The sequence below is a fragment of the Actinoplanes philippinensis genome (assembly GCF_900113015.1).
Classification (GTDB): Bacteria; Actinomycetota; Actinomycetes; order Mycobacteriales; family Micromonosporaceae; genus Actinoplanes; species Actinoplanes philippinensis.
Genome location: NZ_FONV01000003.1, coordinates 509,613 through 534,220, shown reverse-complemented (window position 1 = coordinate 534,220; position 24,608 = coordinate 509,613). Strand labels below are relative to the sequence as shown.

Here is a 24,608-nt window from a genome sequence, read left to right as displayed (position 1 = left end):
CGCGTTCGTGCCCCATCGGGCATGAAAGGCTCGTGACGACGGGCGGCACCGCGGGAGGAGACACATGGACGTCGTGATCGGCATCGACACCGGCACCACCTCGACCAAGGGGATAGCGGCCGGTCCCGACGGTGAGATCCGCGCCCTGACCAGCGTCCACTACCCCCTGTCGGTGCCCGGCCCGGGCCGCGCCGAGCTCGACCCGGCCGCCCTCGCCGGCGCCGCGATCACGGCGCTCACCGACGTCGCCGCCGAGTGCCGCGCCAAGGGCGACCGGGTGATCGCGATCGGTCTCAGCTCCTTCCTGCACGCGCTGGTCCCGATGGACGCCGCCGGCAAGCCGCTCGGCCCGGTCGTCACCTGGGCCGACAACCGGGCCGCCGCCCAGTGCGAGCGGATCGTCGCCGACGGCCACGGCCGTACGCTCCAGGCTCGCACCGGCACCCCCGTCCACCCGATGTCACCGCTCACCAAACTCGCCTGGTGGGCCGAGGAGGACCCGGGCACGCTGCGTGGCACCGCCCGCTGGGGCGGCGTCAAGGAGCTGGTCGTCGCGGCGCTGACCGGCGGGCCGTTCCTCGTCGACCTGTCGATCGCCTCCGGCACCGGCCTCTACGACATCCACTCCCGCCGCTGGGACGACGAGGCCCTGCAGATCGCCGGGGTCCGCCCGGAGCAGCTCGCCGAGGTCGTGCCCACCACGCATGCGCTGCGGCTGCACGCCGACGTCGCCGCCGCCACGGGGCTCGACGCCGGCACGCCGCTGATCATCGGCGCCGCCGACGGGCCGCTGGCCAACCTCGGTGTCGGCGCCACCCCGCCCGGCGTCGGGGCGGTGTCGCTCGGCACCAGCGGCGCGTTGCGCACCGTCGTCGGCGGCCCGGCCGGGGACGAGGCCGGCCGCCTGTTCTGCTACGCCCTGACCGAGGACCGCTGGGTGATCGGCGGCGCGGTCAACAACGCCGGCTCGGTGGTCCGCTGGGCCGGCCAGACGTTCCTGCCCGCCGGCGACGGCTCCGGCGAGGACGCCGACGACCGCGACGCGCAACTGCTCGAGGAGGCCGCCGGGGTCGTCGCCGGCAGCGAGGGCCTGCTCTGCCTGCCCTACCTGCTCGGCGAGCGCGCCCCCTGGTGGCGGCCCGGCCTGCGCGGCGGCTACCTCGGCCTGCGCCGCGAACACGGCCGCCCGCACCTGGTCCGCGCCGCCGTCGAGGGCGTCTGCCAGCAGCTCGCCCTGGTCCGCGACTCGTTCGAGAGCGAGGGCCACCCGCTCACCGAGATCCGGGCCACCGGCGGGGCCGCCGCCTCGAAACTGTGGGTCACCATCCTCGCCTCCGCCCTGGACCTGCCGGTGACCGTCGCCGACGTGCCCGAGGGCACCGCGCTGGGCGCCTGTCTGCTGGCCCGGCACGCCATCGGCGAACTGCCCGATCTGGACCGGGCCGCCGCGCTGGTGCCGACCGGCGAGCCGGTCCGCCCCGACCCGGACGACGCCGACCTCTACCGGCGGCTGCGGCCCCTGGTGGAGAAGTCCGCCCTCGCCGTCCTCGACGTGGTCGCCGAGCTCGACAAACTGGCCCCCGAACCCCTTCCCGGCACCGAGAAGGCGGTCGGCGGCTGATCACCGCGGCTGGTCGCCTCCTCGTGCGCCTGCTCGCACCCGAGCGGATCGCCGGCATCGCCACGACCCCGGCGGCGCGACCCCGTCGTGACGGAGTCCGCCGTGACGGAGCCCGTCGTGACGGAGTCCGCCGTGACGGAGCCCGCGTTGACGGGTCACCGGCCGGTAGGAAAGAGTGACCGGCGAGCGGTAGCGGAGGAACCCGGTGCGAATCCGGGACGGTCCCGCCACTGTGACCGGGCCTCGCGTCCGGAAGCCAGGAACTCCGGCCGCTCGCGACAACCGACGCGCGGGCGTGGACACCCGCCGGAAGGGACATTGGTGACGACTCCGTACCCGTTCTCGGCCGTGGTGGGCCTCGACGACCTGCGCCTCGCCCTGCTGCTGACCTCGGTGTCACCGGCGGTCGGCGGCGTGCTCGTCCGAGGCGAGAAAGGCACCGCCAAGAGCACCGTGGTCCGCGCCCTGGCCGGCCTGTTGCCGCAGGTGGAGGTCGTGCACGGCTGCCGGTTCGCCTGCGACCCGGCAGCACCCGACCCCGGCTGCCCCGACGGCCCGCACACGCCCGGCGGGCCGTCGGCGGCGCGGCCCGCGAGCCTCGTGGAGCTTCCCGTCGGCGCCACCGAGGACCGGGTCGTCGGCACCCTCGACCTGCAGCGGGCCCTCAGCGACGGCGTGAAGGCGTACGAGCCGGGCCTGCTCGCCGCCGCCCACCGCGGGGTGCTCTACGTCGACGAGGTCAACCTGCTCCCCGACCACCTCGTCGACCTGCTCCTCGACGCCGCCGCGATGGGCCGCGCCCACGTCGAGCGCGACGGCGTCTCCGTCAAACACGCCGCCCGGTTCCTGCTCGTCGGCACGATGAACCCCGAGGAGGGCGAGCCCCGCCCCCAGCTCGTCGACCGGTTCGGCCTGGTCGTGACGGTCGCCGCGCCCCGCGACGCGGCCCAGCGGGCCGAGGTGGTCCGGCGGCGGCTCGCCTACGAGGCCGACCCGGACGCGTTCGCCGCCCGCTTCGCCTCGCACGAACGTGACTACGCCGCCCGGATCGCCGCCGCCCGCGCCCAGCTGCCGGCGGTTCAGCTGCCCGACGCCGAACTCGACCGCATCGCCCGGGTCTGCCTCGCCTACGGCGTCGACGGCATGCGCGCCGACATCGTCGTGGCCCGCTGCGCGGTCGCCCTCGCCGCCTGGCACGGCCGCGACCGGGTCACCGCCGGCGACGTCGCCGACGCGGCCCGGCTCGCCCTCCCGCACCGCCGCCGCACCGACCCGCTCGACCCGCCCGGCACCGACGAACAAAAACTCGACGAGGCCCTCGCCGAAGCCGAACGCCAGGCAGCCGCCGACCCCGAGGACGACGACGACCCGGATCCCGGCCCCGCAGGACCAGGCGGTGGTGACGGTCCGCGAGACGGCGGCGGCGGACCTTCCGAAAATTCCGGGGGTACGGACGACGCGTCCCCCGGACCTGCTGCTCCCGCAGGCGCCCCACCTGTCGGTCAGGGTCCCCGGGCCGCCGACCCCTCCACCGCCCCCGCCGCCGACCCCAGCGCCGCCGCACGCGGCGAGGAGGCGCCGGCCCACCCGGCGGGCGCGCTCGCGGTCGCCGGCCCGGCCTACCGGACCCGCACGCTACGCATCACCGCCCGAGGCGAGGGCGGTCACGCGGGCCGCCGTTCCCCGGCCTTCGCGCGCCGCGGCCGGGTCGTCGGAAGCCGGCCCCCGCAGGGCAAACTCACCGGCGCCCCGCACCTCTTCGCCACCCTGCGAGCCGCCCTGGACCGAGCCGCCCTCGAAAGCACCCCTCTCGGCGGTGCCCCTCTGGACGGTGCCCCTCTCGACGGCACCCGTTTCGGCTCCGTCCCTCCCGGCAGCGCTGGTTTCGACCGCGCCGCCGAAGGCGTTGCCGCCGGTGATCGGGCCCGCCTCGTCGCCGGCAACGCGGCTCCCGGGGGAGTGGGGCCGCGGAACACCGGGATGCGGGGGATCCGGGTGCTGCCGCGGGATCTGCGCGAGTCGGTTCATGTGGGGCGTGAGGCGAACCTCGTGCTCTTCGTCGTGGACGCCTCCGGGTCGATGGCCGCGCGCAAACGGATGACCCTGGTCAAGACGGCGGTGCTGTCGCTGTTGCGGGACGCCTACCAGCGGCGCGACCGGATCGGGATGATCACGTTCCGGGGTGCCGACGCCGACGTGGTGCTGCCGCCCACGTCCAGCCACGAGGTCGGCGTGCAGCGGCTCGCCGCGCTGCGCACCGGCGGCCGGACCCCGCTCGCCGCCGGACTGCGGGCGGCCGCCGCCACGATCGCCACCGAACGACGCCGCGACCCCCGCCGCCGTCCTCTGCTGATCATCGTCACCGACGGCCGGGCGACCAGCGGCCCCGACCCACTGGTCCTGGCCCCGGCCCTGTCCGGGGTGGCGAGCGTGGTCGTCGACTGCGAGTCCGGCCCGATCCGCCTGGGCCTGGCCCGCAAACTCGCCGCCGCCCTGAACGCCGACGTCATGCCCCTCGACCACCTCGAAGCGGCGACCGTCCGTCGTGGCCCGGTTCCCGGCCGGGACACCGTGCCCGACGGTGCGCCCGCGAGGGATCGGGCCTACCGTCGAGCCGCGTAATCGGATCCCGTGCGCAGCCACGCTCCGGTCTCACGGCGGGCGGGCGGCCGATGGCGCGAACAGGTCGCCGCGGGCGGTGCGCCTCCGCCGGGTTGCCACGACCGGAGCGCTCCCGGTCGATGTCGGGGCGGGTGTTCCCGGCCGGGGTCGCCGGCGGGCCGGTTCCGGTTGGTTCTCAGAGCTGTCGAAGACGTCCCGGGACAGCTCTGAAGGCCGGCCGGGTTTGAGCCGGACCGATTTGGGAGCCGGCCGGGGTTCGAGCCGGACCGGCGACGGGCCGGCCCCAGGTTTGAGCAGGACCGGCGACGAGCCGGCCGGGGTTTGAGCAGGACCGGCGACGGGCCGGGAGCGGCGGGGGCTACGCCTTGGGCGTGTACCGGACCGGACGGAACGGGCCGGCTTCGGCGGAACCGTCTGACCCGTACCACCGCGGGGTTGTGAGGGGCCGAGAACGGTGAGCGGCGTGAGGCCGTGAGGGAGGAGAGGTTGTGCCGCAGGGGAAAGTGACGAGCGTGCCCGACGACGGGCTGACGACCCGGCAGCGGCGGCGGCAGGCGGTGTTCGCCGTGCACACCGGGCCGGGCAAGGGGAAGTCGACGGCCGCGTTCGGGATGGCGCTGCGGGCGTGGAGCGCCGGGTGGCCGATCGGCGTGTTCCAGTTCGTCAAGTCGGAGAAGTGGAAGGTGGGGGAGGAGGCCGCGCTCAAGGCGCTCGGCGCGGCCGGGCCGACCCCGGTGACCTGGCACAAGATGGGTGAGGGCTGGTCCTGGATCCAGCGGGCCGGCACCGAGCGGGACCATGCCGCGGAAGCCGCCGAGGGGTGGGCGCAGATCAAGCGGGACCTGGCCGCGGAGTCGTTCAAGTTCTACGTGCTGGACGAGTTCACGTATCCGATGAAATGGGGCTGGGTGGACGTCGCCGACGTGGTGGAGACGCTCGCCAACCGGCCGGGCACCCAGCACGTGGTGATCACCGGGCGGGACGCGCACCCGGATCTGATCGCGGCGGCCGACCTGGTGACCGAGATGACCAAGGTCAAGCACCCGATGGACGCCGGGCGCAAGGGACAGCAGGGCATCGAATGGTGAACCGGATCGTCATCGCCGCGCCGGCCAGCGGGCACGGCAAGACGACGGTGGCGACCGGGCTGCTGGCGGCGTTCGCGCGGCGCGGGGTACGGGTGGCGCCGTTCAAGGTCGGCCCCGACTACATCGACCCCGGCTATCACGCGCTGGCCGCCGGCCGGCCGGGCCGCAACCTGGACCCGGTGATGGTCGGCGAGCACCTGGTCGGGCCGCTGTTCGCGCACGGGGCGTCGGGCGCCGACCTGGCGATCGTCGAGGGCGTGATGGGCCTCTACGACGGCCGGACCGGCGCCGGCGAGACCGGTTCGACGGCGCAGGTCGCGGGACTCCTCGACGCCCCGGTGATCATGGTGGTGGACGCGGCCGCGCAGGGCCGGTCGATCGCGGCGCTGGTGCACGGGTTCCGCAGTTTCGGCAACGTGCGGATGGCCGGGGTGATCCTCAACCGGGTCGGCTCGGACCGCCACGAGCAGATCCTGCGCGACGCCTGCGAGGAGGTCGGCACACCGGTGCTGGGCGCGCTGCGGCGGGCCGACGCGGTGGCCGCGCCGTCCCGGCATCTCGGGCTGGTCCCCGCCGCGGAACGCCGCGCCGAAGCCCTGGCCTCGGTGGACGCCCTGGCCACGCTGATCGCGACGTCGGTCGATCTGGACGCGGTCGCCGCGGTGGCCCGGTCGGCGCCGTCGTTCACGGCTGCGCCGTGGTCACCGATCGCGGCGGACCCGGTGCCGGGGAGCCCGGTGGTCGCGGTCGCCGGTGGTCCGGCTTTCTCGTTCTCGTACGCCGAGACGACCGAGCTGCTGACCGGGGCCGGAGCGACGGTCGTCCCGTTCGACCCGTTGCACGATTCCTCCCTACCGGACGGGACCCGGGCGCTGGTCGTCGGCGGTGGCTTCCCCGAGGTGCACGCCGTCGCCCTCTCCGCGAACGCGGCGTTGCGGGCCGAGGTCGCCGGGTTCACGGGTGTCATCGCCGCCGAGTGCGCCGGCCTGCTCTGGCTGTGCCGCACCCTCGACGGGCAGCCGATGTGCGGGGTCCTCGACGCGGAGGCGGTGATGACCCCGTCGCTGACCCTCGGCTACCGGGACGCGGTGGCGCTGTCGGACAGCCCTCTCGCGCCGGCCGGCACCCGCGTCACCGGGCACGAGTTCCACCGCACCACGGTCCACCCGCGGTCGGGTCTGCTGCTCTCCCCGGCGGCCGGCGCGGCCTGGGCGTGGCGCGGCGCCGACCCGGAGGGCTTCGCCACGCCCACGGTGCACGCGTCCTACCTGCACCTGCACTGGGCGGGCACGCCGTCGCTGGCCCGCAACCTGGTCGCCGCGGCCGCACGATGATCGTGCTGGGCCTCGGCGCCCGCGGCGGGGTCCCCCTGCGGGCGCCGGTGCTGGCCGTGCTGGCCGCGGCCGGGACCGGACCGGCCGGGGTCGCGGTGCTGGCCACCCTGGACCGGCGGGCGGCCGAGTCACGGGTCCGGGAGCTGGCCGCCGAGTTCGGCTGGCGGCTGACCGGCCTCACCCCGGAGCAGCTGGCCGCCCGCCCGGTGCCGAACCCGAGCGCGCGGGTGGCCGCCGCGACCGGCTCGCCCAGCGTCGCCGAGGCCGCGGCGCTGCTGGCCGCCGGCCCCGGAGCGGTGCTGATCCTGCCGAAGACCGTCCGGGACGGGGTGACCGTGGCGCTGGCCGGTCAGCCCTTCGCGGCGGCCGGCCACTCGTGGACCGGGATGTTGTCGTGCATCAGCGGCAGGTAACGGCGGACCATCTCGTGCAGGGCGCGGTCCCGGTCGTACCCCTGGTCCTCCAGCGCGTGCAACGTCTCCACCTGCCACGCCGCGCCGTTGCGGTGCCGTAGGCAGCGCTGCTCGATGATGCCGAGCAGCCGGTCGCGCTGGGCCGGGGCGACACCCCACCGGTCGAGGCCGGCGGACGCCTGCGGCAGCAGCCGGCGCAGCACCAGCTCGGTGACCGGCAGCGTGCCGTGGCCGGGCCAGAAGACCGTCGCGTCGATGCCGTGCCGGGCGCAGTTGTGGAAGTTCTCCTCGGCCGCCCGGAAGCTCATCTGCGTCCAGAGCGGCCGCTCCGCCTCGGCCAGGGTCCGCGCCAGGCCGTAGTAGAACGCGGCGTTGGCGATGGTGTCGGCGACCGTCGGCCCGGCCGGCAGCACCCGGTTCTCCACCCGCAGGTGGGGGCGGCCGTTGACGACCGCGTAGATCGGCCGGTTCCACCGGTACACCGTGCCGTTGTGCAGGCGCAGCTCGCTCAGCTCGGGGATCTCGCCCCGCTCCAGGATCTCGGCCGGATCGTGGATGTCACAGATCGGCAGGAGCGCCGGGAAGTAGCGGACGTTCTCCTCGAACAGGTCGAAGACGCTGGTGATCCAGCGTTCCCCGAACCAGACGCGGGGGCGTACCCCCTGGGCCCTGATCTCCTCCGACCGGGTGTCGGTGGCCTGCTCGAACAGCGGGATCCGGGTCTCCCGCCACAGCTCCCGGCCGAACAGCAGCGGCGAGTTCGCGCCGAGCGCCACCTGGATGCCGGCGACGATCTGCGAGGCGTTCCAGTACGCGGCGAACTGCGCCGGGCTCACCTGCAGGTGGAACTGGGTGCTGGTGCACGCCGCCTCCGGCGCGATCGTGTCGGTGGTGACCGCCAGCCGGTCGATCCCGTCGATGCGGATGTCCAGGTCCTCGCCGCGCGCCGCGAAGATCTGCTCGTTGAGCAGCTGGTAGCGCGGGTTCGCGGTGAGCGCCTCGCCGGTGAGGTGCTCGCGCCGCAGCGTCGGGAGGATGCCGATCGTCAGCATGTGCGCGCCGGCCGCCCGGGCACGCCGTTCCGCCTGGTTGAGACTGGACCGCAGGCCACGCTCCAGCTCGGCGAAGTCGTCACCGGCCAGCCGCCGTGGTGGCAGGTTGATCTCGATGTTGAACTGCCCGAGCTCGGTCTGGAAGTCCGGGTCGGCGATCGCGCCCAGCACCTCGGCGTTGCGCATCGCCGGATCGGCCTGGTCGTCGATCAGGTTGAGCTCGATCTCCATGCCGGTCAGCGGACGTTCGAACTCGAATCGTGCCTCACGCAGCATCGTTGCGAACACGTCGAGGCTACGGCGGATCTTCTGCCGGTAGCGGGTCCGGTCCTCGCGGGTGAAATTGGTCTGGTCGACTTTCTCGCCCACCGCGCACCACCTTTCGAGCCGTCAGAGACGCCAGGGAAGCGTGCGGCGCCGTAGCCGCGCTCCCCCAACGCCATGATGACGGCTGTCGATGGCGGAGCGCCCGGTGCGGACCGTCCATTCTCGCCAGATGTCCAAACGATCTTCCATGGGCGTGGTTCGTACCCCGCCGGGCGGAAAATCATCCCAGCCAGACGGCCATCACGGCGCCGAAGATCGTCACGCCGACGGCGGCCTGCAGCAGCAGCGCCGGGCCCATGTGCGACCACTGGGTGGGGATGCGCGGGGTCAGCGGCTGCATCGTCGTCAGGTTCACCACCTGCAGCAACCGGACCGGGAGGGTCGGGTCGGCCTGCGGCTCGGTGCGCACCTGGATCAGGTCGCCGCGGTGCAGCGCCGACTGCGGCAGCTGCCCGTGCATCTCGATCTCGTAGATCTGCCCGAGGTCGTCGCGCAGCCGGACCGGCGTCACCAGGAACTCCGGGCCCTTGCGCAGCTCCTTGAGGGTGCGGCGGGCCGGGGTCATCCGTAACAGGGAGCCGATGAGCTGGGCGATGCCGGCCATCAGGAAGACGGCGAGGGCGACCGGCCGGCCGATGCGCACCTCACGGGTGTAGGACGTCTGGAAACCGACGAAGCGGCCGGTGATGATCGGACTTACGTGCCGGAGGATCCGCTCGCGGTGCAGCTCGGTGTCGTCCATGGGGGGTCACCTCCTGGAAGTACCTTCATGCTACGGAGCGAACACGTCTCAATACCGTGAGTGAATTTCCTCTCACTGCATACCGCCCGCTCAGGCGGCCCGTCCCGATTTCCGCCAACCCGCCCCCGGATCCGCACTGATCTGGGGAAATCCACCCTCCAGGTACCCCCGAAGGGGTGAACTGGAGCAGAGCCGAGACAACCGGCGGGACCATCGTGTCGTCCCGGCAGGTGGACAAGGCCGGGGATGGGGGCGACAGGGCGATGGCATCGACTTACGTCAAACCGGAAAGTGTGCTGGCCCGCACCGCGACCAAGATGGTCGAGGCACACGGCGGCGGGCTCGGCCCCCACGACGGGATCACCGAATGTCCCGCCTGCGGCGAGCCGCTGCCCTGCCGTACCGCCCAGGCCGCCGCCGAGGTCCTCGCCGCCGCCGGCCTGGCCGAAGCCTCCGGCCTGGTCGCCGCGACCCGCCCCGCCTGGACACCGTCCACCACCGGCCTCATGCCGCCCGCCACCCCGACACCACCACCCTGGGTGGCCGAGGAGACCCCATATGGCGAGACATCCGCTGTCGCTTCTCCACCGCCTCCGGCCGGCGGCCCCGGGCTCGACGTCTCCGGTCCGGCGGCGGCTCACCACCCTTCTTTCGGTACGGCTACCACCGGCCCGTCCGTCGAGGGACCCGTTCCCCGTCCCGCTGTATTGGGCACGCCCCCTGGCGGCGGCCCCTTCGGCGCGGCGCCGGCTCCCTCCGCGCCGGGAATGCCCTCCGGCGCCGAGACGGGCGGGCCGCCGGCTGCTCTCCGCGGCGAGCCAGGGGGTTTCCCGCCGGGGAGAGCTGCTGCTGTCGGTCCTGAGCCGGGCGGTCCTGGAAGCGCTCATGGGGCTGAGCCGAGGGCTCTTCCGCCCCGGCGGACCCCGCTGGGGCCGGCGGGCGACACCTCGGTGGGCTCTGGGGGACCTGGCGCGTTCGGTGCGTCACCAGGTTCGTCCGGGCCGGGCGGGTCCACCTCGTACGAGTCGCCTCTCGGGGGCATTCCGGGCGGTCCCGGGGCCGGGACGACCTACGGCGCGGAAGGCCCCGCCTTCGGGCCGTCCTCTCCCGGGCGCGCCTTCCCGGGCTCTGATCCGGGCGGCTCCGCCCCGTCCGGACCCGCCCCCGACTCGACCGGATCGCCCTTCCCCGGCCCCGCGCCGGGCGGGTCCATCCTCTCCGGCCCTGCTTCCGGCGGACCCTCCGGCCCCGGGCCTGCTCCCGGCGAGCCTCCATATTGGGGACCTGCCGCCGGCGGGTCTTCCTACTCCGGGCCAACTTCTGGTGGGTCTTCTTACTCCGGGTCCGGTTCTGGTGGGTCCTCTTACCCGGGGCCTGGTTCCGGTGGGTCCTCTTACCCGGGGCCTGGTTCCGGCGGGTCTTACTCCGATCCTGGTTCCGGCGGGTCCTCTTACCCCGGGCCTGCTGCTGGCGGGTCTTACTCCGGGCCTGGTTCCGGCGGGTCTTCCTATCCTGCGCCTGGCTCTCGCGAATCCGGCCTTTCGGAGCCAGCGTCCGGTGTGGCAGGAGCCGGTGGCTCGTCCTTCTCCGGGACCACTTCGGGGGGAGCAGCCCTTCCGGGGCCGGCCTCCGGCGGGTCCGTCTACTCGGGGCCGGCGGCCGACGGGTCTGCCTTCGCCGGGTCTGCCCCTGGCGGGCCCGGCTCCGGGGGATCTGCCCCCGGCGGGCCTGCCGTTACCGGGCCTGGTTTCTCCGGGCCCCGGACGGCCTCCGCAGGACCCGCGACCTTCGGACCGGGAACCGAGGGGCCTGTCCACGGGGGCGGCCAGGCTCCTGGAACGGGTTCTGCCTTCGGATCGGTGTCCGCCGGGCCGGCCGGACTCGCTCCCGGATCTCCCGGGGCCGGCCCGGGCGGACCGGTGCGGGGAGCGGTTCCCATGCCGCCACCGCCCGGCCCGATGCCGCCGCCACCGAACGACGGCCCGCACCAGGGGCCACGCCCTTCTGACGGATGGTCGTCGCCGGGAGCGGGCCGCACCACCGACAACCAGGCGGGCGCCGCCGAGGGCCACCGACCCTGGCTGTCGTCCGACCCGTCCGGTGTGCGGCCCTCCGCCGGGGACCCGTCCGGTGTGCGGCCCTCCGCCGGGGACCCGTCCGGTATGCGGCCCTCCGCCGCGGACCCGTCCGGTATGCGGCCCTCCGCCGCGGACCCGTCCGGTGTGCGGCCCTCCGCCGGGGACCCGTCCGCGCCGAGTTGGGCGACCGAGGAGACCGGCTCCTGGCAGATGGGCGGCCCCAGCCCGGCCCCGGGCTCCCGCCCACCGTGGCTCCTCGGCGAAAGTGGCTCCAGCGGCAATGCACCGGCCCATCCCGGCATGTCGCCGCACGGCCCCGGCTACCCGGCTTCCGACGCGGACAATTCCCCACCGGGAATCCCCGCCGGCCCCTTCGGCCTGAACTCACCGGGCAAGAGCGCCCCGGCCCCGGCCTCCGGAACCGGACAGCCCGGCCCTTCACCCGCGGAACCGGCAGCACCGGGTGGCCCCAGCGCGAATGCGAGCGCCCCGGGTGGTTTCGGCTCTACCGTGGGCGGCTCTGGTCTTGCACCCGGTGGCTCTGGTCTTCCTCCCGGTGGCTCCGGTCTTCCTCCCGGTGGGTCTGGTCAGGCTCCGGGCGGTCCCTATCCGGGCTCTCCGTCCGGAAGCGCGCCCTTGCCCGGAGCGTCATCGGGTGCGGAGTCGTTCCCCGGCGATCCGGGAGCCGCGTCCTTCTCGGGAACGGCATCAGTTCCGGGTAGCGCCGCCGGATTCGCATCGGTTCCGGGCAGCGCTGCGGGAGTCGCTTCGGTCCCCGGCTCCTACCCGGCCGGAGGACAGCAGGGCGGCCCCGGGGACGGCGCGAGCTTTCCGGCTCACGGCGGCGGTGGTCCCGGGGGAGGACCTCAGGGCGGTGCCTTCACCGGCGGACAGTTCCCGGGTGGTGACCCGGCAACCGGCGGTGGCCCCGGCGGCGGTCCGGCCTCCGGGATCGGTCTCCCGGCCGGCTCCACCCACAGCGGAACCACCTCCTCGGGTCCTGGTGCCAGCCCTCCGTACGGGCAGCCGGGCATGCGGCCGGACGCCGGGTTACCGGGCGATACCGGACATGGTGGTTACAGCCAGGGAGTCCCTTCGCCGGGCACTTTCGGTCAGACTGCTCCGAGCCAAGGCCAGGGTGACAGCGGGCTCGGCCAGGGTTCGTCGGGTCTGGCCGGCTACGGTCCGGGCGGTGCTGGCCAGGCCGGTCACGGTGCCGGCGGCCCTGGTCAGGGTGGTTACGGTCCGGGTGGTCAAGGCCATGGTGGCCCGGGCGCGGGTGGTTACGGTTCAGGCGGTCCGGGGCAGGGTGGCCCGGGTGCGGGCGGGTATGGTCCGGGGCAGGTTGGTCCGGGCGCGGGTGGTTACGGTCAGAGTGGTCCGGGCCAGGGTGGTCCGGGCGCGGGAGGCTACGGTCAGAGTGGTCCGGGCCAGGGTGGTCCGGGCGCGGAAGGGCAGGGCCAGGGCGGCTTCGATGTGACCGGTCCGGGTCAAGGAGTTCCTGGCCAGGGCGGCTTCGGTGACCGAGGGCATGTTGTGGCGGGCCCTGGTGGTTTCCGTCCGGCTGGTCCGGGTCAGGAGACGCAGGGGCCTGGGGGTGTCGGCCCGGCCCATGGTGCTCCCGGGTCCGGTGGCTCCGGCCTCGGAATGGCAGGCCAGGGGGGACTCGGCTCGAACGGCCCGGACCAGGGTGGTTACGGGCAGAGCATGCCGCGCCCGGGTGACACGGGGCCGGAAGGATTCGGCCAAGGCGCAGCAGGTCAGGGCGTGTCGGGACTGGGCGAATTCGGACACCATTCGTCAGGCCAGGCGAGTGTCGGCCACGGCGGTTTCGGTCATGGAACGCAGAGCGGCCCCATGCCGGGTCCTGCCGGACCGGGCCATGGCGGGCCAGGCATCGCTGGTCCGGGTGGTGCCGCACCAGGCGGCGCCGGACAGGGCATCGCCGCTCCGGGCCACGGCGGGCCGGGTAGCGCCGGCTCTGGCATCGCTGGTCCGGGTGGTGCGGGGCTGGGTGTTGCCGGTCCCGGGGGCGCCGGTCCGGGCATTGCTGGTCCGGGCGGTGCCCAGCACGGCATTGCGGGTCCTGGGAGTGCTGGTCCGGGTGCTGCCGGTCCCGGTGGTTCCGGGGCCGGGCAGAACGGCAGTGCTCTCGGGGGTGGTTTCCCCGGTGGGGCCGGTCCGGCCGGGGGTTCGCACGGAGCGCCTGGTGGTCTTGAGGGAACCGGGATGATGCCGGCCGTGCCGGTGGTGCCGGGACCGGGAGCCTCGCCGCTTCCGGGGTCGGGTCCGGGCGGGTTCGGCGGCATTCCCGTTCCGGGCGCGCCGATCTCCGACGACGTGGACGAGTTGATGCGGCGGCCGCCGCTCTACAGCCAGCAGAACAGCCCACTCGACGCGCCGCGTTTCACGCGTTCGGCCCGGCCGCCGCAGCCGGCCGCCGCGCCGCCGATGGCCGGAACCTTCGGAACCGCCCCGCGACCCGGCGCCCAGGATCAGGCAGACGCGCTCCCGCCGCCGGCCATGCCGGCCCCGCAGCCAGGCGCCTCTGCCCCGGACCCCGAACCCGCGGAGGCGCCGCAGCTCAAACCTATTTCCCTGCCGCCGTTGCAGCCGCCGGAGATGGGCCAGCACAACGCGGAGGGCGGTCAGCAGCCGGCTCGTTCGCCGCTGCAGGCTCCGGACATGGGTCAGCACAATGCGCCGCGTCCGTTGCAGGCGCCGGACATGGGTCAGCAGAATGCGCCGCGTCCGTTGCAGGCCCCCGATATGGGTCAGCACAATGCGCCGCGTCCGTTGCAGGCCCCCGATATGGGTCAGCAGAACGCGCCGCGTCCGTTGCAGGCCCCCGATATGGGTCAGCACAATGCGCCGCGTCCGTTGCAGGCTCCGGACATGGGCCAGCAGAACGCCGGCCCGCAGGCGGCGTCGCGTCCACCGCTACAGGCGCCGGACATGGGGCAGCACAACTCCGCTCCGCAGGCGGCGGCACGACCTGCGCTGCAGGCTCCCGACATGGGTCAGCACAACGCACCCCTGCCCTCGGCGAACACCGCCCAGCCTCCCGCCGCCAGGCCGCGCCTGGAAGCCCCGGACATGGGCCAGCACAACTCCGCCCCGCAGGCGGCGTCGCGGCCACCGTTGCAGGCCCCGGACATGGGTCAGCACAACGCGCCTCCGGCAGCGGCCCGCCGGTCCGACAGCGCCCCGTCGGACGAACAGAACGCGCCTTCCGGCCTCCCCTCCCGCGGGGGACCGGGCGGGGCCCGCCCTGCCGCGTCGGCCGCCGCCCCGGAGGTCCAGGACGACCCGTCGACCGCACCGAGCGGCCTACCGGGCCGGCGCCCCCAGCAGTAAGGAGCGCACCACTCCGCCCGGACGGCGGACCACCGAAGCGGCGTGGCCCGGAATGCCGCGCTTTGCGGAAGGTTCCGGAACGGGCGTGCCGGGTGACGGCGACCGCGAAGGCGAGGCCCGCGACGGGCGTACCGTGTCGCGCTTTGGGCTGACGTCGCCCGTGTCCTCCGCGTGCGACGGCCGGTTGCGGGAGACCCTCGACGGTGCCGCTCCAGTCAAGGCTGCTCGCCGGGGCTGCCGAGGGGCGGGCGCGGCGCCGGGTGGCGGGAGCGAGAGGTGACCGGTTCGGGTGGATGGGTTTGGGATGGGTACGGAACGGGCAGTAGCTTCCGATGGCGGGGCGGGTGCCGGGAAGGCCGGGACCGCCCCGGATCACTTCCGGAAGGGGTGACATGCCCTCGCGACGTCAGGTCGGGGAACCGGCCGAAAGCATGCTGGAGGATCTCGACGCGGCCGCGCTAGCCTATGCGGATGGTCGGGAGGGCGCCACGCCCGCGGAGGCGGAGGTGTCCCGGGAGGAGCTGATCCGGTACTGCCTGCCGTTCGCGGGGCGGCTCGCCCGTCGTTATCGGGGTCGCGGCGAGTATCTGGAGGATCTCGAGCAGGTCGCCCGGCTGGGGCTGGTCAAAGCCATCGATCGGTACGATCCGGAGCGCGGCTCGTTCACGGCGTATGCGGTGATCACCATCTCGGGCGAGTTGAAGCGCCACTTCCGGGACCGGACCTGGGGGGTGCACGTGCCGCGCCGGGTGCAGGATCTGAGCCTGGAGGTCGGGCACGCCTCGATGCTGCTGACCAGCATTCTCGCGCGGACCCCGACGACCGGGGAGCTGGCGGACCGTCTGGGTGTGCCGGAGGCGGCGGTGCTGGAGGCGGTGGAGTCGGCCGCGGGTTACTCGCCGGCCTCGCTGAACGCTCCGGTCGCCGAGGACGGGGCGATGGAGTTCGGTGACCTGCTGGGCGGGGTGGACGCCGATCTGGAGTCGGTGACCGACAAGCTGACCGTCACCGAGCTGCTGCTGCGCATGCCGGCCCGGGAGCGCCGGATGCTGGCGATGCGGTTCTACGGCAACCGGACGCAGGCGGAGATCGCCGACGAGCTGGGCATCTCGCAGATGCACGTGTCGCGGCTGCTGAGCCGGGCGTTGACCTGGCTGCGTCAGGCGATGCTCAGTGACGATCCGCCGCACTGGGAGGGCGAGCCGCGGGGCGGCCGGTCGGGCATGCAGGTGGCGGTGGCCCGCGACGGCGACGTGCTGGTGGTGCGGGTGCGTGGCGAGGTCGACCGGGACACCGCGGACCGGCTGCGGATCGGGCTGCGGCACGCGATAAACGGCAAGGGCGTGCCGGCGGTGCTGGTCGACCTGGCGGCGGTCCCGCTGGTGGACGCGGCGGGCGTGGCGGTGCTGCTGGACGCCGTTCAGGCAGCCGCCGGGGCGGGTGTCGAGTTCGGTGTGGCGGGCGCTCAGCCGTACGTCGCAAGGATCTTGGCAGTGTCGGGCCTTGCCGGAGTGTTGCGCCGGGCCTGATCGCGGACGGTGACGGACCGCGCCGCTCAAGGGCGGCGCAGCGCCGCCCAGACCACCTTGCCGCCGGTCGACGGCAGATGGCCCCAGTGGTACGCCAGCTCGTTGACCAGCAGCAGCCCGCGCCCGTTGGCGGCTTGGGGTGTCACGCCGAGCGCCGGGACGGGCGGGTGCGACGAGCCGTCACGCACGGCGATGTTGAGGTAGCGCTGTCGCAGCGACAGACGCAGCGTCATCATCGTGTGCGCGTGGTCGACGACGTTGGCGACGAGCTCGGTGACGATGAGGCTGGCCGGCGCGACGAGGTCGGGAAGGTCCCAGCGGATGCAGGCCTCGGTGGCGATGTCCCGGCCGTGGCGGGTGGAGCCGGCGACGGGCAGCAGCTCCTCGCTGATCGACGGCATCGTCCGGCGCTCGTCGTGCAGGTGGGCCAGCGCCGCTGCGACGCTGGCGTAGAGCGGCAGGGTGTGGTTGGCGGCCGTGGTCAGCAGCTTCCGGGTATCGCGGCCGGACGCGCAGAACAGGATCGGAGTGCCGGGCCAGCGGGCGGCCTGCCGGAGCACCACCCGGAAGATCGACAGCGCGAGCGGCTGGGCGACCCGCAGCGCGGACAGATCGACGAGCAGCGCGTCCGGTTGTTCCGCCAGGCATTTCAGCAGCTGCTCGCGGAGGTCGGCGCTGTCGGCCAGCACCAGGTCACCGGAGAGCGTCGCCAGCAGGTTGCCGCCGTCGCCGCTCACCTCGCACCGGACCGCCATGGCACCGCCTCTCGACAGGACAGGCGGTTTCCCCGCCGGGGGTGTGGTAAACGTCAGGCCGTCTCCATCACGATGATGGCCCCGTCGCCCCCTCCCGGGCCACCGTCGCGGCTGCGCAGCGGCGTGCACGCCACCCGGACGGTGATGGCCCGCCCGCGCCGGTTGACCGCGTCGAGCCGGATCTCCCCGGACCGGCCGCCGGCGTCCAGCGCGCCGCGTACCAGCGGCCGGATCCGGTCGATGGGCAGCCCGATGTCGAGGTTGAGGAAATGCTGGCCGATGACCTCGCCGGAGCGCAGGCCCCACAGGTCCTCGGCGTGCCTGTTCCACATCCGGATCCGCAGGTCCGGGTCGACCACGGCGACGCCGGCCTGCAGGCTGGTCAGGACCGTCTCGAGGAAGGCGTTGGCCTCGTCGAGCCGGCTCGTGCTGACCCGCAGCTGGTCGTTGATGCTCTGCAGCTCGTCGTTGGTGGACTGGAGCTCCTCGTTCATCGTCTCCAGCTCCTCGTTCGTCGACTGGAGCTCCTCGTTGGTGGTCTCCAGCTCCTCGACCGTCGACTGGAGCTCCTCGTTGGTGGTCTCCAGCTCCTCGTTGGTGGACTGCAACTCCTCGTACGCCGCCTCGAGCTGCTGATTGGCGTGCTCCAGGTCGTCCTGCAGGCGCCGGGACGCGGTCACGTCGTGGAAGATCAGGTTGACGCCGAGGAGGCTGCCGTCGGCGCCGCTGAGCGGGCTGATCTGCACCATCAGATGGACGACGTCGGTGCCGCGGTGGTACTCGACGTCGGTGACCCGCAGGGTGCGGCGCTCCAGCTGGGTCTGCTCGATGTAGCGGCGCAGCTCGACCGGCCGGTAGGAGAGGTCCAGGTCGCGGAAGGGCCGGCCGATGTCCCGCGAGGAGACCCCGAACAGCTTCTCCAGCTGCCGGTTCGAGCACGCGACCAGGCCGTCGGAGGTGAGCACCAGCTGGGCCAGCGGGCTCGCCGCGAACGCCTCGTTGCGCAGCTCGTCGAGGCCGGTGACGCCGCCCGTCCCGGTCGGCGGCGGATCGGCGAAGACCACCCCGGGCGGGGCGTAGAGCCGCGGCACCCGGCGGAAGACGCGCCGTTTCAGGTCGATCGGGGTGAACAGGCTGCTGTGGCTGAGCAGCATCTCGGCCTTGCCGAGGAACAGCACGCCGGTCTCGGCGAGCGCGAAGTGGAACCGGCCGAGGATCTTGGCCTGGGTCTCGGCGTTGAAGTACATCAGCGTGTTGCGGCAGGTGAGCAGGTCGATCCGGGAGATCGGGGCGTCCTGCACGAGGTCGTTGCGGCCGAAGATGACCGAGCGGCGCAGGTCCTTGCGGAACGTGTACCGGCCGTTGAGCTGCTCGAAGTAGCGCTCGACCAGCTCCGGCTCCAGGTCCTGGATCTCGCGTTCGCCGTACGACGCCTGCCGGGCCTCGTTGAGCTGCTCCTCGTCGACGTCCGTGGCGTAGATCTTGACCCGGTCCTTGAACTGCTCGATGCCGAGCATCTCCGCCAGGACCATGGCCAGTGTGTACGCCTCCTGCCCGGAGGCGCACCCGGCCGACCAGATCCGGATCATCGAGTCGGCCGGCTTGGCCTCGATCATCGGTTCCAGCACCTCGGCGCGCAGATACTCCCAGGCGTCGGTGTCGCGGAAGAACGCCGTCACGTTGATCAGGATGGTGTTGAACAGCGCGGTGAACTCGTCCGGGTGGACCTGCAGGAAGTCCAGGTACTCCGGATAGCCGGCCGCGTCCACCTGGGTCATCCGCCGGTTGACCCGCCGCATGAGGCTGGACCGCTTGTAGCCGGTGAAGTCGAAGCCCCGGGACTCCTTGAGGTACACCAGGAGGGCTTCGAAGTGCGGGTCGGTCTCGTGCACGAACCGGAACGCTACCGCACGTCAGCCCGCGGCCGTGGCACCGAGACGGGCGATCAGCTCCCGGAGTGTGCCGGCCGCCGCCTCCGCGTCCTCCGCGGCGCTCAGATACCGCTCGCGCCCGCCCGCGGCCATCCGCCGGCTGAGCTCGGCCTTCTCCTTGAGCGCCCGCAACGCCATCCACAGCGCGCTCTCCAGGGCCTCGGCCTGCTCGTCGAGGAGGCTCTCCGGCGACCAGGCGTGCCCGACCCGGCAGCGGAACCTCGGCAGCGGCTTCCCCTCGATCTGGAACAGGCCGCCGCCGCAGCTGGGACATCCGAACCCGGTGGGCGTCCCGATCCGGTCGCTGGTCATCGGGAACAGCTCGGACATCGCGACCTCCGAGTCCAGCAGCGGGTCGGGGCCGGGGTCGGGTCCCGGCGCCAGCGGGGTCGCGGTGAGCGCGGCCAGCAACGGGCCGATCGCCGCGGCCGGGGCGATGTGGTCGGCCACCACCGTCTCCAGCGCGGCCCGCGGCATCCACGGGTGCAGCGCGTCCTCCGGGTCCTGCACCACTGTCGTGCCGCCGCGGGAGGCGATCGCCGCGAGCCCGGCCGCGCCGTCGTCGCGGGCCCCGGAGAGCACCACGCCGATCGCCCGCCGGCCGGCGGCCCGGGCCACCGAGCGGAACAGCGGGTCGATGCCGGGGCGGTGCCCGTTCTCGGCGGGGCCGCGGCTCAGCCGCAGGTGCCCGTCGAGCAGGAGCAGATGGTGGTCGGCGGGCGCCACGTAGACGGTGCCGCCGCGGACGAGGTCACCGTCGCGGGCCGGGGCGGCCGGGAGGGGGCCGCTGCGGGACAGGATCGCGGGCAGCGCGCTCGGCGCGGCGCGGGGCACGTGCAGCACCACGAGGACGGCGCCCGGGTAGCCGGCCGGCAGCCCGGCGACCAGCGCGCGCAGCGCCTCCACCCCGCCGGCGGACGCGCCGGCGGCGACCAGGTCACGGTGCTCGGTGGTCACCCGGCCGCCCCGGTGGTGAGCTGCGTCCACACCACCTTGCCGTCGGTCACCGGGAGCACGCCCCACGCGTCGGTCAGCTCGCGGACCAGGCGCAGCCCGCGGCCGCCCGCGTCGGTGACGGCCGGGTCGAGGGCACGGGGCATCAGACGGCTGCCGTCGCGGACGGCCACGGTGAGCCGGCCGCCGCGCAGGCCGACGGTGAACTCCATGGTGGTGTGCGCGTGCCGGACGACGTTGGCCACCAGCTCGGTGGCGACGAGTGTGGCGGTGGCCGTGGCCTCGGACCGCTGCCAGGCGGCGCAGGCCTGGGTGACCAGGTGCCGGACCTGACGGCAGGCCTCCGGGACGGGGCGCAGGCGTACCCGGACGGTGGGGTCGCCCGGTTCGGCCTCGGCCGAGGCGAGCGCCTTGTCGCAGTCGTCGGCGTACTCCAGCGCGGCGCAGTCCCGGTCACCGGCCAGGGCGTCGCGGGTCCGCGGGTCGGCGCCGCACACCACGATCGGGACCGCCGGGAACTCCTCCGCCTGGCAGACCACGGCGCCCAGCCCGGCCAGGGCCACCGGGTCGCCGACGCGTAATCGGGTCATGTCGAGCAGCACCTTCACCGGCTGCCCGGCCAGACTGCGGCGCACCGCGGCGCCGAGCGCCCCACCGGTCTGGCGGTCCAGGGTGCCGCTGACCCGCAGGACGGCCACCGGGAGATCCCGCTCCGGCCGGCAGACGAGCTGGCTGGGCAATGCGCCTCCCTCCGGCGGTCCGCGCGGACGCCCGGCGGACGTCAGATCAACCAGGTGCCCGGCGCCCGGCCGGGGCAAACGTCGGCGGGCCGATCGCCGGCGCCAACCTTCCGGCGGTCCACCGGGAGTCTGTCGCCTGAGATCGGGCAAAATGAAGTACCGTTGCGCGCCATGGGTGTGTCTCAGCGGCTGAAGAGCCGGTTCCGCAAGTTTCTCCAGCGTCCGGGCACGACGGTGGACCTCGGCCCGTTGTCGAAGCGGCTCGGCGCGATCGAGGCGCGCGAGGAGGCTCTGCAGGAGCTTGACGACGCGGCCCTGACCGACGCCGCGCGCGAGGCCGCCGACTACGTCGAGATCTGCGCGATCGGGCGGGAGGCGGCCCGGCGCGCGATCAGCCAGCGGCCGTATGACGTGCAGCTGCTCGGCGCCATGGCGCTGCTCGACAAGCGGGTCGCCGAGATGGCCACCGGTGAGGGCAAGACACTCACCGCGACCATCGCGGCGTATGGGCACACCCGCCTCGGCAACGGCCCGGTGCACGTCCTCACCGTCAACGACTACCTGGCCAAGCGCGACGCCGAGTGGATGGAGCCGATCTACACGCTCCTCGGCCTGACCGTCGCCTCGGTGACCGAGCTGATGACCCCGGAGGAGCGCCGCGAGGCGTACGCGGCCGACGTCACCTACGTCTCGGTGAGCGAGGCCGGCTTCGACTACCTGCGCGACCAGCTGGTCACCGACGTCGCCGACCGGGTCCAGCGCGACCTGGCCACGTGCATCGTCGACGAGGCCGACTCGATCCTGATCGACGAGGCCCGGGTTCCGATGGTGCTGGCCGGCAGCACCTCGGTGGAGAGCGACCCGGTGCACGAGGCCGCCGCCCTGATGCGCACACTGCGCAAGGGCAAGGACTACGAGGTGGCCGAGGACGGCCGCTCGGTGGCCTTCACCGAGGACGGCCTGAAGAACGTCGAGGAGCAGCTCGGCGGCATCGATCTGTATGCGGACGACCAGGTCGAGAAGCTCTCCGCGGTGAACGTGGCGCTGCACGCGCACGCCCTGCTGCGCCGCGACGTCGACTACATCGTCCGTAACGGCGGGGTCGAGCTGATCGACGAGATGCGCGGCCGGGTCGCCCAGCGCCGCCGCTGGCCGGACGGTCTGCAGGCGGCCGTGGAGGCCAAGGAAGGCCTGTCCGCCACCGCCGAGGGCGAGGTGCTGGACACCATCACCGTGCAGGCGTTCATCGCCCTCTACCGGACGGTCTGCGGCATGACGGCGACCGCCGTGCACGTCGGCGAGCAGCTCCGGGAGTATTTCAAGCTCGAGGTGGCGGTCATCCCGCCGAACACCCCGAACATCCGTGAGGACGACGTCGACCGGATCTACTCGGCGCACGACATGCGCGACGAGGCCCTGGTCGAGGAGATCAAGATCGCGCACGAGTCGGGCCGGCCGGTGCTGATCGGCACCCTGGACGTGAAGGCGTCCGAGCGCCTGGCCCGCCAGCTCGCCGACGCCGGCGTCCCGTCCAACGTGCTGAACGCGAAGAACGACGCCGAGGAGGCCTCGATCATCGCCGAGGCCGGCGCGCTGGGCGCGGTCACCGTCTCCACCCAGATGGCCGGCCGTGGCGTCGACATCCGCCTCGGCGGCAGCGACGAGAAGGACCGCGACGCCGTGGTCGAGCTCGGCGGCCTCTACGTGATCGGCTCCGGCCGGCACGACAGCCGCCGCGTCGACGACCAGCTGCGTGGCCGCGCCGGCCGCCAGGGCGACCCGGGCCGCTCGGTTTTCTTCGTGAGCCTCGAGGACGACCTGGTCCAGCGGCACGCCGGCGACATCATCCCGGCCTCCCCGCGGATGGACATCGACGGTGTCGTGCACGACTCCCAGGTGGAGTATGCGGTGGAGCACGCCCAGCGGGTCGCCGAGGGCGTCAACCACGAGATCCACAAGAACACCTGGCGCTACAGCGTGGTCATCGAGCAGCAGCGCCTGCTGCTGGCCGAGCGCCGGGAGCGGCTGCTGACCTCCGAGGTCGCCGCCATCATGCTGCTGGAGAAGTCGGCGGAGAAGGCCAAGGAGACCGACGAGGACGTGCTGTCCGAGTCGGCGCGGGCGATCGCGCTCTACCACCTGGACCGGCTCTGGGCGGAGCACCTGGCGTACCTGTCCGAGGTCCGCGAGGGCGTGCACCTGCGCGCCCTGGGCAAGCTGGACCCGCTGGACGAGTTCCACCGGTCCGCCGTCCCGGCCTTCCAGGAGCTGCTCACCCAGGTCGAGACCAAGACGATCGAGACCTTCGAGGAGGTCGACCTGGAGGACGGCTGGCAGCCGGACCGGGCCGAGATCGTCCGGCCGAGCGCCACCTGGACCTATCTGGTGCACGACAACCCGTTCGGGTCCGAACTCGACCGGCTCATCGCCGCGGTCGGCCGCCGCCTCACCTCGGGCGGCTGATCTCACACCGGAAAACCCTTTCCCCCCGGGGGTGTCGCCTTGACGGCGGCACCCCCGGTTGTCTTCTCGGCCCATGACGTTCGGCAATGTTTAATGACGCTGACAGAAAGCGTTCCCGGAATGAATTAGCGGCGCGCACGACAATATGGAACGTCTTTCCCACAGTGTGGTTGGCGACTTGACCCGCTCACCGGCGGCCCGGAAATATCGGTCGCGCCTTTACGCAGAGTGAAAAATCGTATTCGCTTGTTGCAGCAAATTCTGGGGGATGAATCAATGCCGGTCAGCGCATTGTCGCCGCGTGCCGATCGTCGTTCTGCCGGACCGGGCCGGAGTTCCGCCCGGCGGCCCGCCGAGCCCGCGCTGACCGTGACGCTCGCCATTCCGCTCACCGGGGACGTGGTGTCCCCACAGGCGCACCGGCTGCTCGCCGCGGTCCGGGAGCTGGTCGAGCTGAGCCGGGGCACGGTCACCGTCGAGCAGGCCGTGGAGTCCGGGCCGGAGACGGCCGAGGAGCTCGCCGAGACGGCTCCGGAGGGTCCGGAGGTGCGTCTGCTGACCTCGTCCCGGCAGGCGCTGCTGGAGGGCGACGCGCTGCCGCTGACGCGGCTGGAGTTCGACCTCCTGCAGTACCTTGCCGAGCGGCCGCGCCGGGTCTTCACCCGGGCCCAGCTCCTTGCCGCCGTCTGGGGCTACGAGCGGGCCGGTGAGCGCACCGTCGACGTCCACGTGCGCCGGCTGCGGCTCAAGCTCGGCGGGCACCTGCCGCTGATCACCACCGTCTACGGCGTGGGCTACCGGCTGGCCGACGACGCGCGGATCAGCATCCTGCCGCACGATTGATCCATGCGGGTACGACCGGTCTCCTTCCCCCTGCTCGTCGAATACCTCGCCGACCGGCTGGCGAGTCGGGAATCCGACACCCGGCTACGGGTGGCCGTGGACGGCGCCGACGCGGCTGATCCGCGCCGTCTGGCGGACGCCCTGGTCGACCCGTTGCGGGTGCGCGGCCGTCCCGCGATCCGGGTCGACACCAGCGACTTCCTGCGCCCGGCGTCGCTGCGGCTGGAGTTCGGCCGGACCAACCCGGACTCTTTCTACACCGGCTGGTTCGACGAAGCGGGGCTGATCCGGGAGGTTCTGGCCCCGGCGGGTCCGGATGGCTCCGGGCGCATCCTCGAGCGGTTGTGGGACGCGCGCATCGACCGGGCCGCCCGCGCGCCGTACCGGGAGTTGCCGCCGGGTGCGATCGTGCTGGTCAGCGGCCCTCTGCTGCTCGGTTCGGGGCTGCCGTTCGACTTCTCCGTCCACCTTGAGCTGTCCCCGGCGGCGCTGGCCCGGCGTACCCCGGATGATCTTGCCTGGACCCTCCCGGCGTACCGTCGCTACACCGGCGAGGTGGCTCCGGAAACCTTCGCTGACGTGGTCGTTCGTCTTGATGACCCGCGCCGCCCGGCGCTCGTCGTCACCGGCCCGTGACGCTCGGCACAAGACCCGCGTGCCGAGTCCGTGGCGGATTCGAACACCGACAGTTATGCTCCGGTTACTTTTTCGCGGGGGTCCCGTTTGGGATCTCCGGCGGTGGGTATCGTCCGGCTCCAT

Annotated in this window: 17 protein-coding genes and 1 riboswitch; of the genes, 10 read left to right on the top strand and 7 right to left on the bottom strand. The window is 73.4% G+C overall.

Features of this window, described 5'->3' with window-relative positions; all coding sequences use genetic code 11:
- Window positions 1-64: 64 nt before the first annotated feature.
- The 5 genes from BM290_RS09310 to BM290_RS09290 all read left to right on the top strand — a co-directional run bounded on the left by BM290_RS09310 (window position 65) and on the right by BM290_RS09290 (window position 7,078).
- Window positions 65-1,621, top strand: a complete 1,557-nt coding sequence (locus BM290_RS09310; RefSeq protein WP_093612050.1) for a gluconokinase — start codon at window positions 65-67, stop codon at window positions 1,619-1,621.
- Window positions 1,622-1,791: 170 nt separating this feature from the next.
- Window positions 1,792-1,909, top strand: a riboswitch (cobalamin riboswitch).
- Window positions 1,910-1,942: 33 nt separating this feature from the next.
- Window positions 1,943-4,243 carry a VWA domain-containing protein gene (locus BM290_RS09305; RefSeq protein WP_093612048.1) on the top strand — a complete coding sequence of 767 codons (2,301 nt, stop codon included), beginning with the start codon at window positions 1,943-1,945 and terminating at the stop codon, window positions 4,241-4,243.
- A gap of 488 nt (window positions 4,244-4,731) precedes the next feature.
- Window positions 4,732-5,331, top strand: a complete 600-nt coding sequence (gene cobO, locus BM290_RS09300; protein ID WP_093612046.1) for a cob(I)yrinic acid a,c-diamide adenosyltransferase — start codon at window positions 4,732-4,734, stop codon at window positions 5,329-5,331.
- On the top strand, window positions 5,325-6,665 hold the full coding sequence (locus BM290_RS09295; protein WP_093612044.1) for a cobyrinic acid a,c-diamide synthase CobB: 1,341 nt from the start codon (window positions 5,325-5,327) through the stop codon (window positions 6,663-6,665). The genes cobO and BM290_RS09295 overlap by 7 nt, the downstream gene beginning before the upstream one ends.
- A complete protein-coding gene (locus BM290_RS09290; RefSeq protein ID WP_093612042.1) occupies window positions 6,662-7,078 on the top strand; it encodes a cobalamin biosynthesis protein in 417 nt (138 codons plus the stop codon). The genes BM290_RS09295 and BM290_RS09290 overlap by 4 nt, the downstream gene beginning before the upstream one ends.
- Here the strand turns inward: BM290_RS09290 and BM290_RS09285 are convergent.
- From BM290_RS09285 to BM290_RS09270, 3 genes are all read right to left on the bottom strand, one after another.
- Window positions 7,015-8,499, bottom strand: coding sequence for a glutamate-cysteine ligase family protein (locus BM290_RS09285; protein WP_093612040.1), 1,485 nt, complete (start codon window positions 8,497-8,499; stop codon window positions 7,015-7,017). The genes BM290_RS09290 and BM290_RS09285 overlap by 64 nt on opposite strands.
- Before the next feature lie 178 nt (window positions 8,500-8,677).
- The gene (locus tag BM290_RS09280; RefSeq protein WP_093612038.1) at window positions 8,678-9,199 is read right to left on the bottom strand and encodes a hypothetical protein; all 522 of its coding nucleotides are present in this window, start codon (window positions 9,197-9,199) and stop codon (window positions 8,678-8,680) included.
- Window positions 9,200-12,567: 3,368 nt separating this feature from the next.
- A complete protein-coding gene (locus BM290_RS09270; RefSeq protein ID WP_093612034.1) occupies window positions 12,568-12,891 on the bottom strand; it encodes a hypothetical protein in 324 nt (107 codons plus the stop codon).
- Between the two features lie 615 nt (window positions 12,892-13,506).
- Here BM290_RS09270 and BM290_RS09260 point away from each other — a divergent pair.
- Entirely contained in the window at window positions 13,507-14,634 is a 1,128-nt protein-coding gene (locus BM290_RS09260) for a hypothetical protein (RefSeq protein WP_177319641.1), read from the top strand.
- Window positions 14,635-15,026: 392 nt separating this feature from the next.
- On the top strand, window positions 15,027-16,163 hold the full coding sequence (locus tag BM290_RS09255; protein WP_093612028.1) for a SigB/SigF/SigG family RNA polymerase sigma factor: 1,137 nt from the start codon (window positions 15,027-15,029) through the stop codon (window positions 16,161-16,163).
- Between the two features lie 26 nt (window positions 16,164-16,189).
- Here BM290_RS09255 and BM290_RS09250 read toward each other — a convergent pair whose 3' ends face one another.
- The 4 genes from BM290_RS09250 to BM290_RS09235 are packed head-to-tail and all read right to left on the bottom strand — an operon-like array spanning window position 16,190 to window position 20,543.
- A complete protein-coding gene (locus BM290_RS09250) occupies window positions 16,190-16,918 on the bottom strand; it encodes an ATP-binding protein (RefSeq protein ID WP_093612026.1) in 729 nt (242 codons plus the stop codon).
- A gap of 53 nt (window positions 16,919-16,971) precedes the next feature.
- Complete coding sequence (locus BM290_RS09245) at window positions 16,972-18,810, bottom strand: CheR family methyltransferase (RefSeq protein WP_093612024.1); 1,839 nt, start codon at window positions 18,808-18,810, stop codon at window positions 16,972-16,974.
- 21 nt (window positions 18,811-18,831) lie between these two features.
- Window positions 18,832-19,836 carry a chemotaxis protein CheB gene (locus BM290_RS09240; protein ID WP_239143215.1) on the bottom strand — a complete coding sequence of 335 codons (1,005 nt, stop codon included), beginning with the start codon at window positions 19,834-19,836 and terminating at the stop codon, window positions 18,832-18,834.
- Window positions 19,803-20,543 carry an ATP-binding protein gene (locus BM290_RS09235; RefSeq protein ID WP_093612022.1) on the bottom strand — a complete coding sequence of 247 codons (741 nt, stop codon included), beginning with the start codon at window positions 20,541-20,543 and terminating at the stop codon, window positions 19,803-19,805. Before BM290_RS09235 ends, BM290_RS09240 begins: the two co-directional genes overlap by 34 nt.
- 171 nt (window positions 20,544-20,714) lie before the next feature.
- Here BM290_RS09235 and secA2 point away from each other — a divergent pair, with 171 nt between their 5' ends.
- The 3 genes from secA2 (at window position 20,715) to BM290_RS09220 (ending at window position 24,485) form a co-directional block, all read left to right on the top strand.
- Window positions 20,715-23,006 carry an accessory Sec system translocase SecA2 gene (gene secA2 / locus BM290_RS09230; protein WP_093612020.1) on the top strand — a complete coding sequence of 764 codons (2,292 nt, stop codon included), beginning with the start codon at window positions 20,715-20,717 and terminating at the stop codon, window positions 23,004-23,006.
- A 276-nt stretch (window positions 23,007-23,282) separates the two neighbouring features.
- Entirely contained in the window at window positions 23,283-23,849 is a 567-nt protein-coding gene (locus BM290_RS09225) for a winged helix-turn-helix domain-containing protein (protein ID WP_093612018.1), read from the top strand.
- A gap of 3 nt (window positions 23,850-23,852) precedes the next feature.
- Window positions 23,853-24,485, top strand: coding sequence for a nucleoside/nucleotide kinase family protein (locus tag BM290_RS09220; protein ID WP_093612016.1), 633 nt, complete (start codon window positions 23,853-23,855; stop codon window positions 24,483-24,485).
- Window positions 24,486-24,608 lie beyond the last annotated feature (123 nt).

Coding starts and splice junctions, on each gene's coding strand:
- BM290_RS09310 (WP_093612050.1), top strand. CDS start 65: ATGGACGTCGTGATCGGCATCGACACCGGCACCACCTCGACCAAGGGG.
- BM290_RS09295 (WP_093612044.1), top strand. CDS start 5,325: ATGGTGAACCGGATCGTCATCGCCGCGCCGGCCAGCGGGCACGGCAAG.
- BM290_RS09290 (WP_093612042.1), top strand. CDS start 6,662: ATGATCGTGCTGGGCCTCGGCGCCCGCGGCGGGGTCCCCCTGCGGGCG.
- BM290_RS09280 (WP_093612038.1), bottom strand. CDS start 9,199: ATGGACGACACCGAGCTGCACCGCGAGCGGATCCTCCGGCACGTAAGT.
- BM290_RS09270 (WP_093612034.1), bottom strand. CDS start 12,891: ATGGGCCGGGCCGACACCCCCAGGCCCCTGCGTCTCCTGACCCGGACC.
- BM290_RS09260 (WP_177319641.1), top strand. CDS start 13,507: ATGATGCCGGCCGTGCCGGTGGTGCCGGGACCGGGAGCCTCGCCGCTT.
- BM290_RS09255 (WP_093612028.1), top strand. CDS start 15,027: ATGCCCTCGCGACGTCAGGTCGGGGAACCGGCCGAAAGCATGCTGGAG.
- BM290_RS09250 (WP_093612026.1), bottom strand. CDS start 16,918: ATGGCGGTCCGGTGCGAGGTGAGCGGCGACGGCGGCAACCTGCTGGCG.
- secA2 (WP_093612020.1), top strand. CDS start 20,715: ATGGGTGTGTCTCAGCGGCTGAAGAGCCGGTTCCGCAAGTTTCTCCAG.
- BM290_RS09225 (WP_093612018.1), top strand. CDS start 23,283: ATGCCGGTCAGCGCATTGTCGCCGCGTGCCGATCGTCGTTCTGCCGGA.
- BM290_RS09220 (WP_093612016.1), top strand. CDS start 23,853: ATGCGGGTACGACCGGTCTCCTTCCCCCTGCTCGTCGAATACCTCGCC.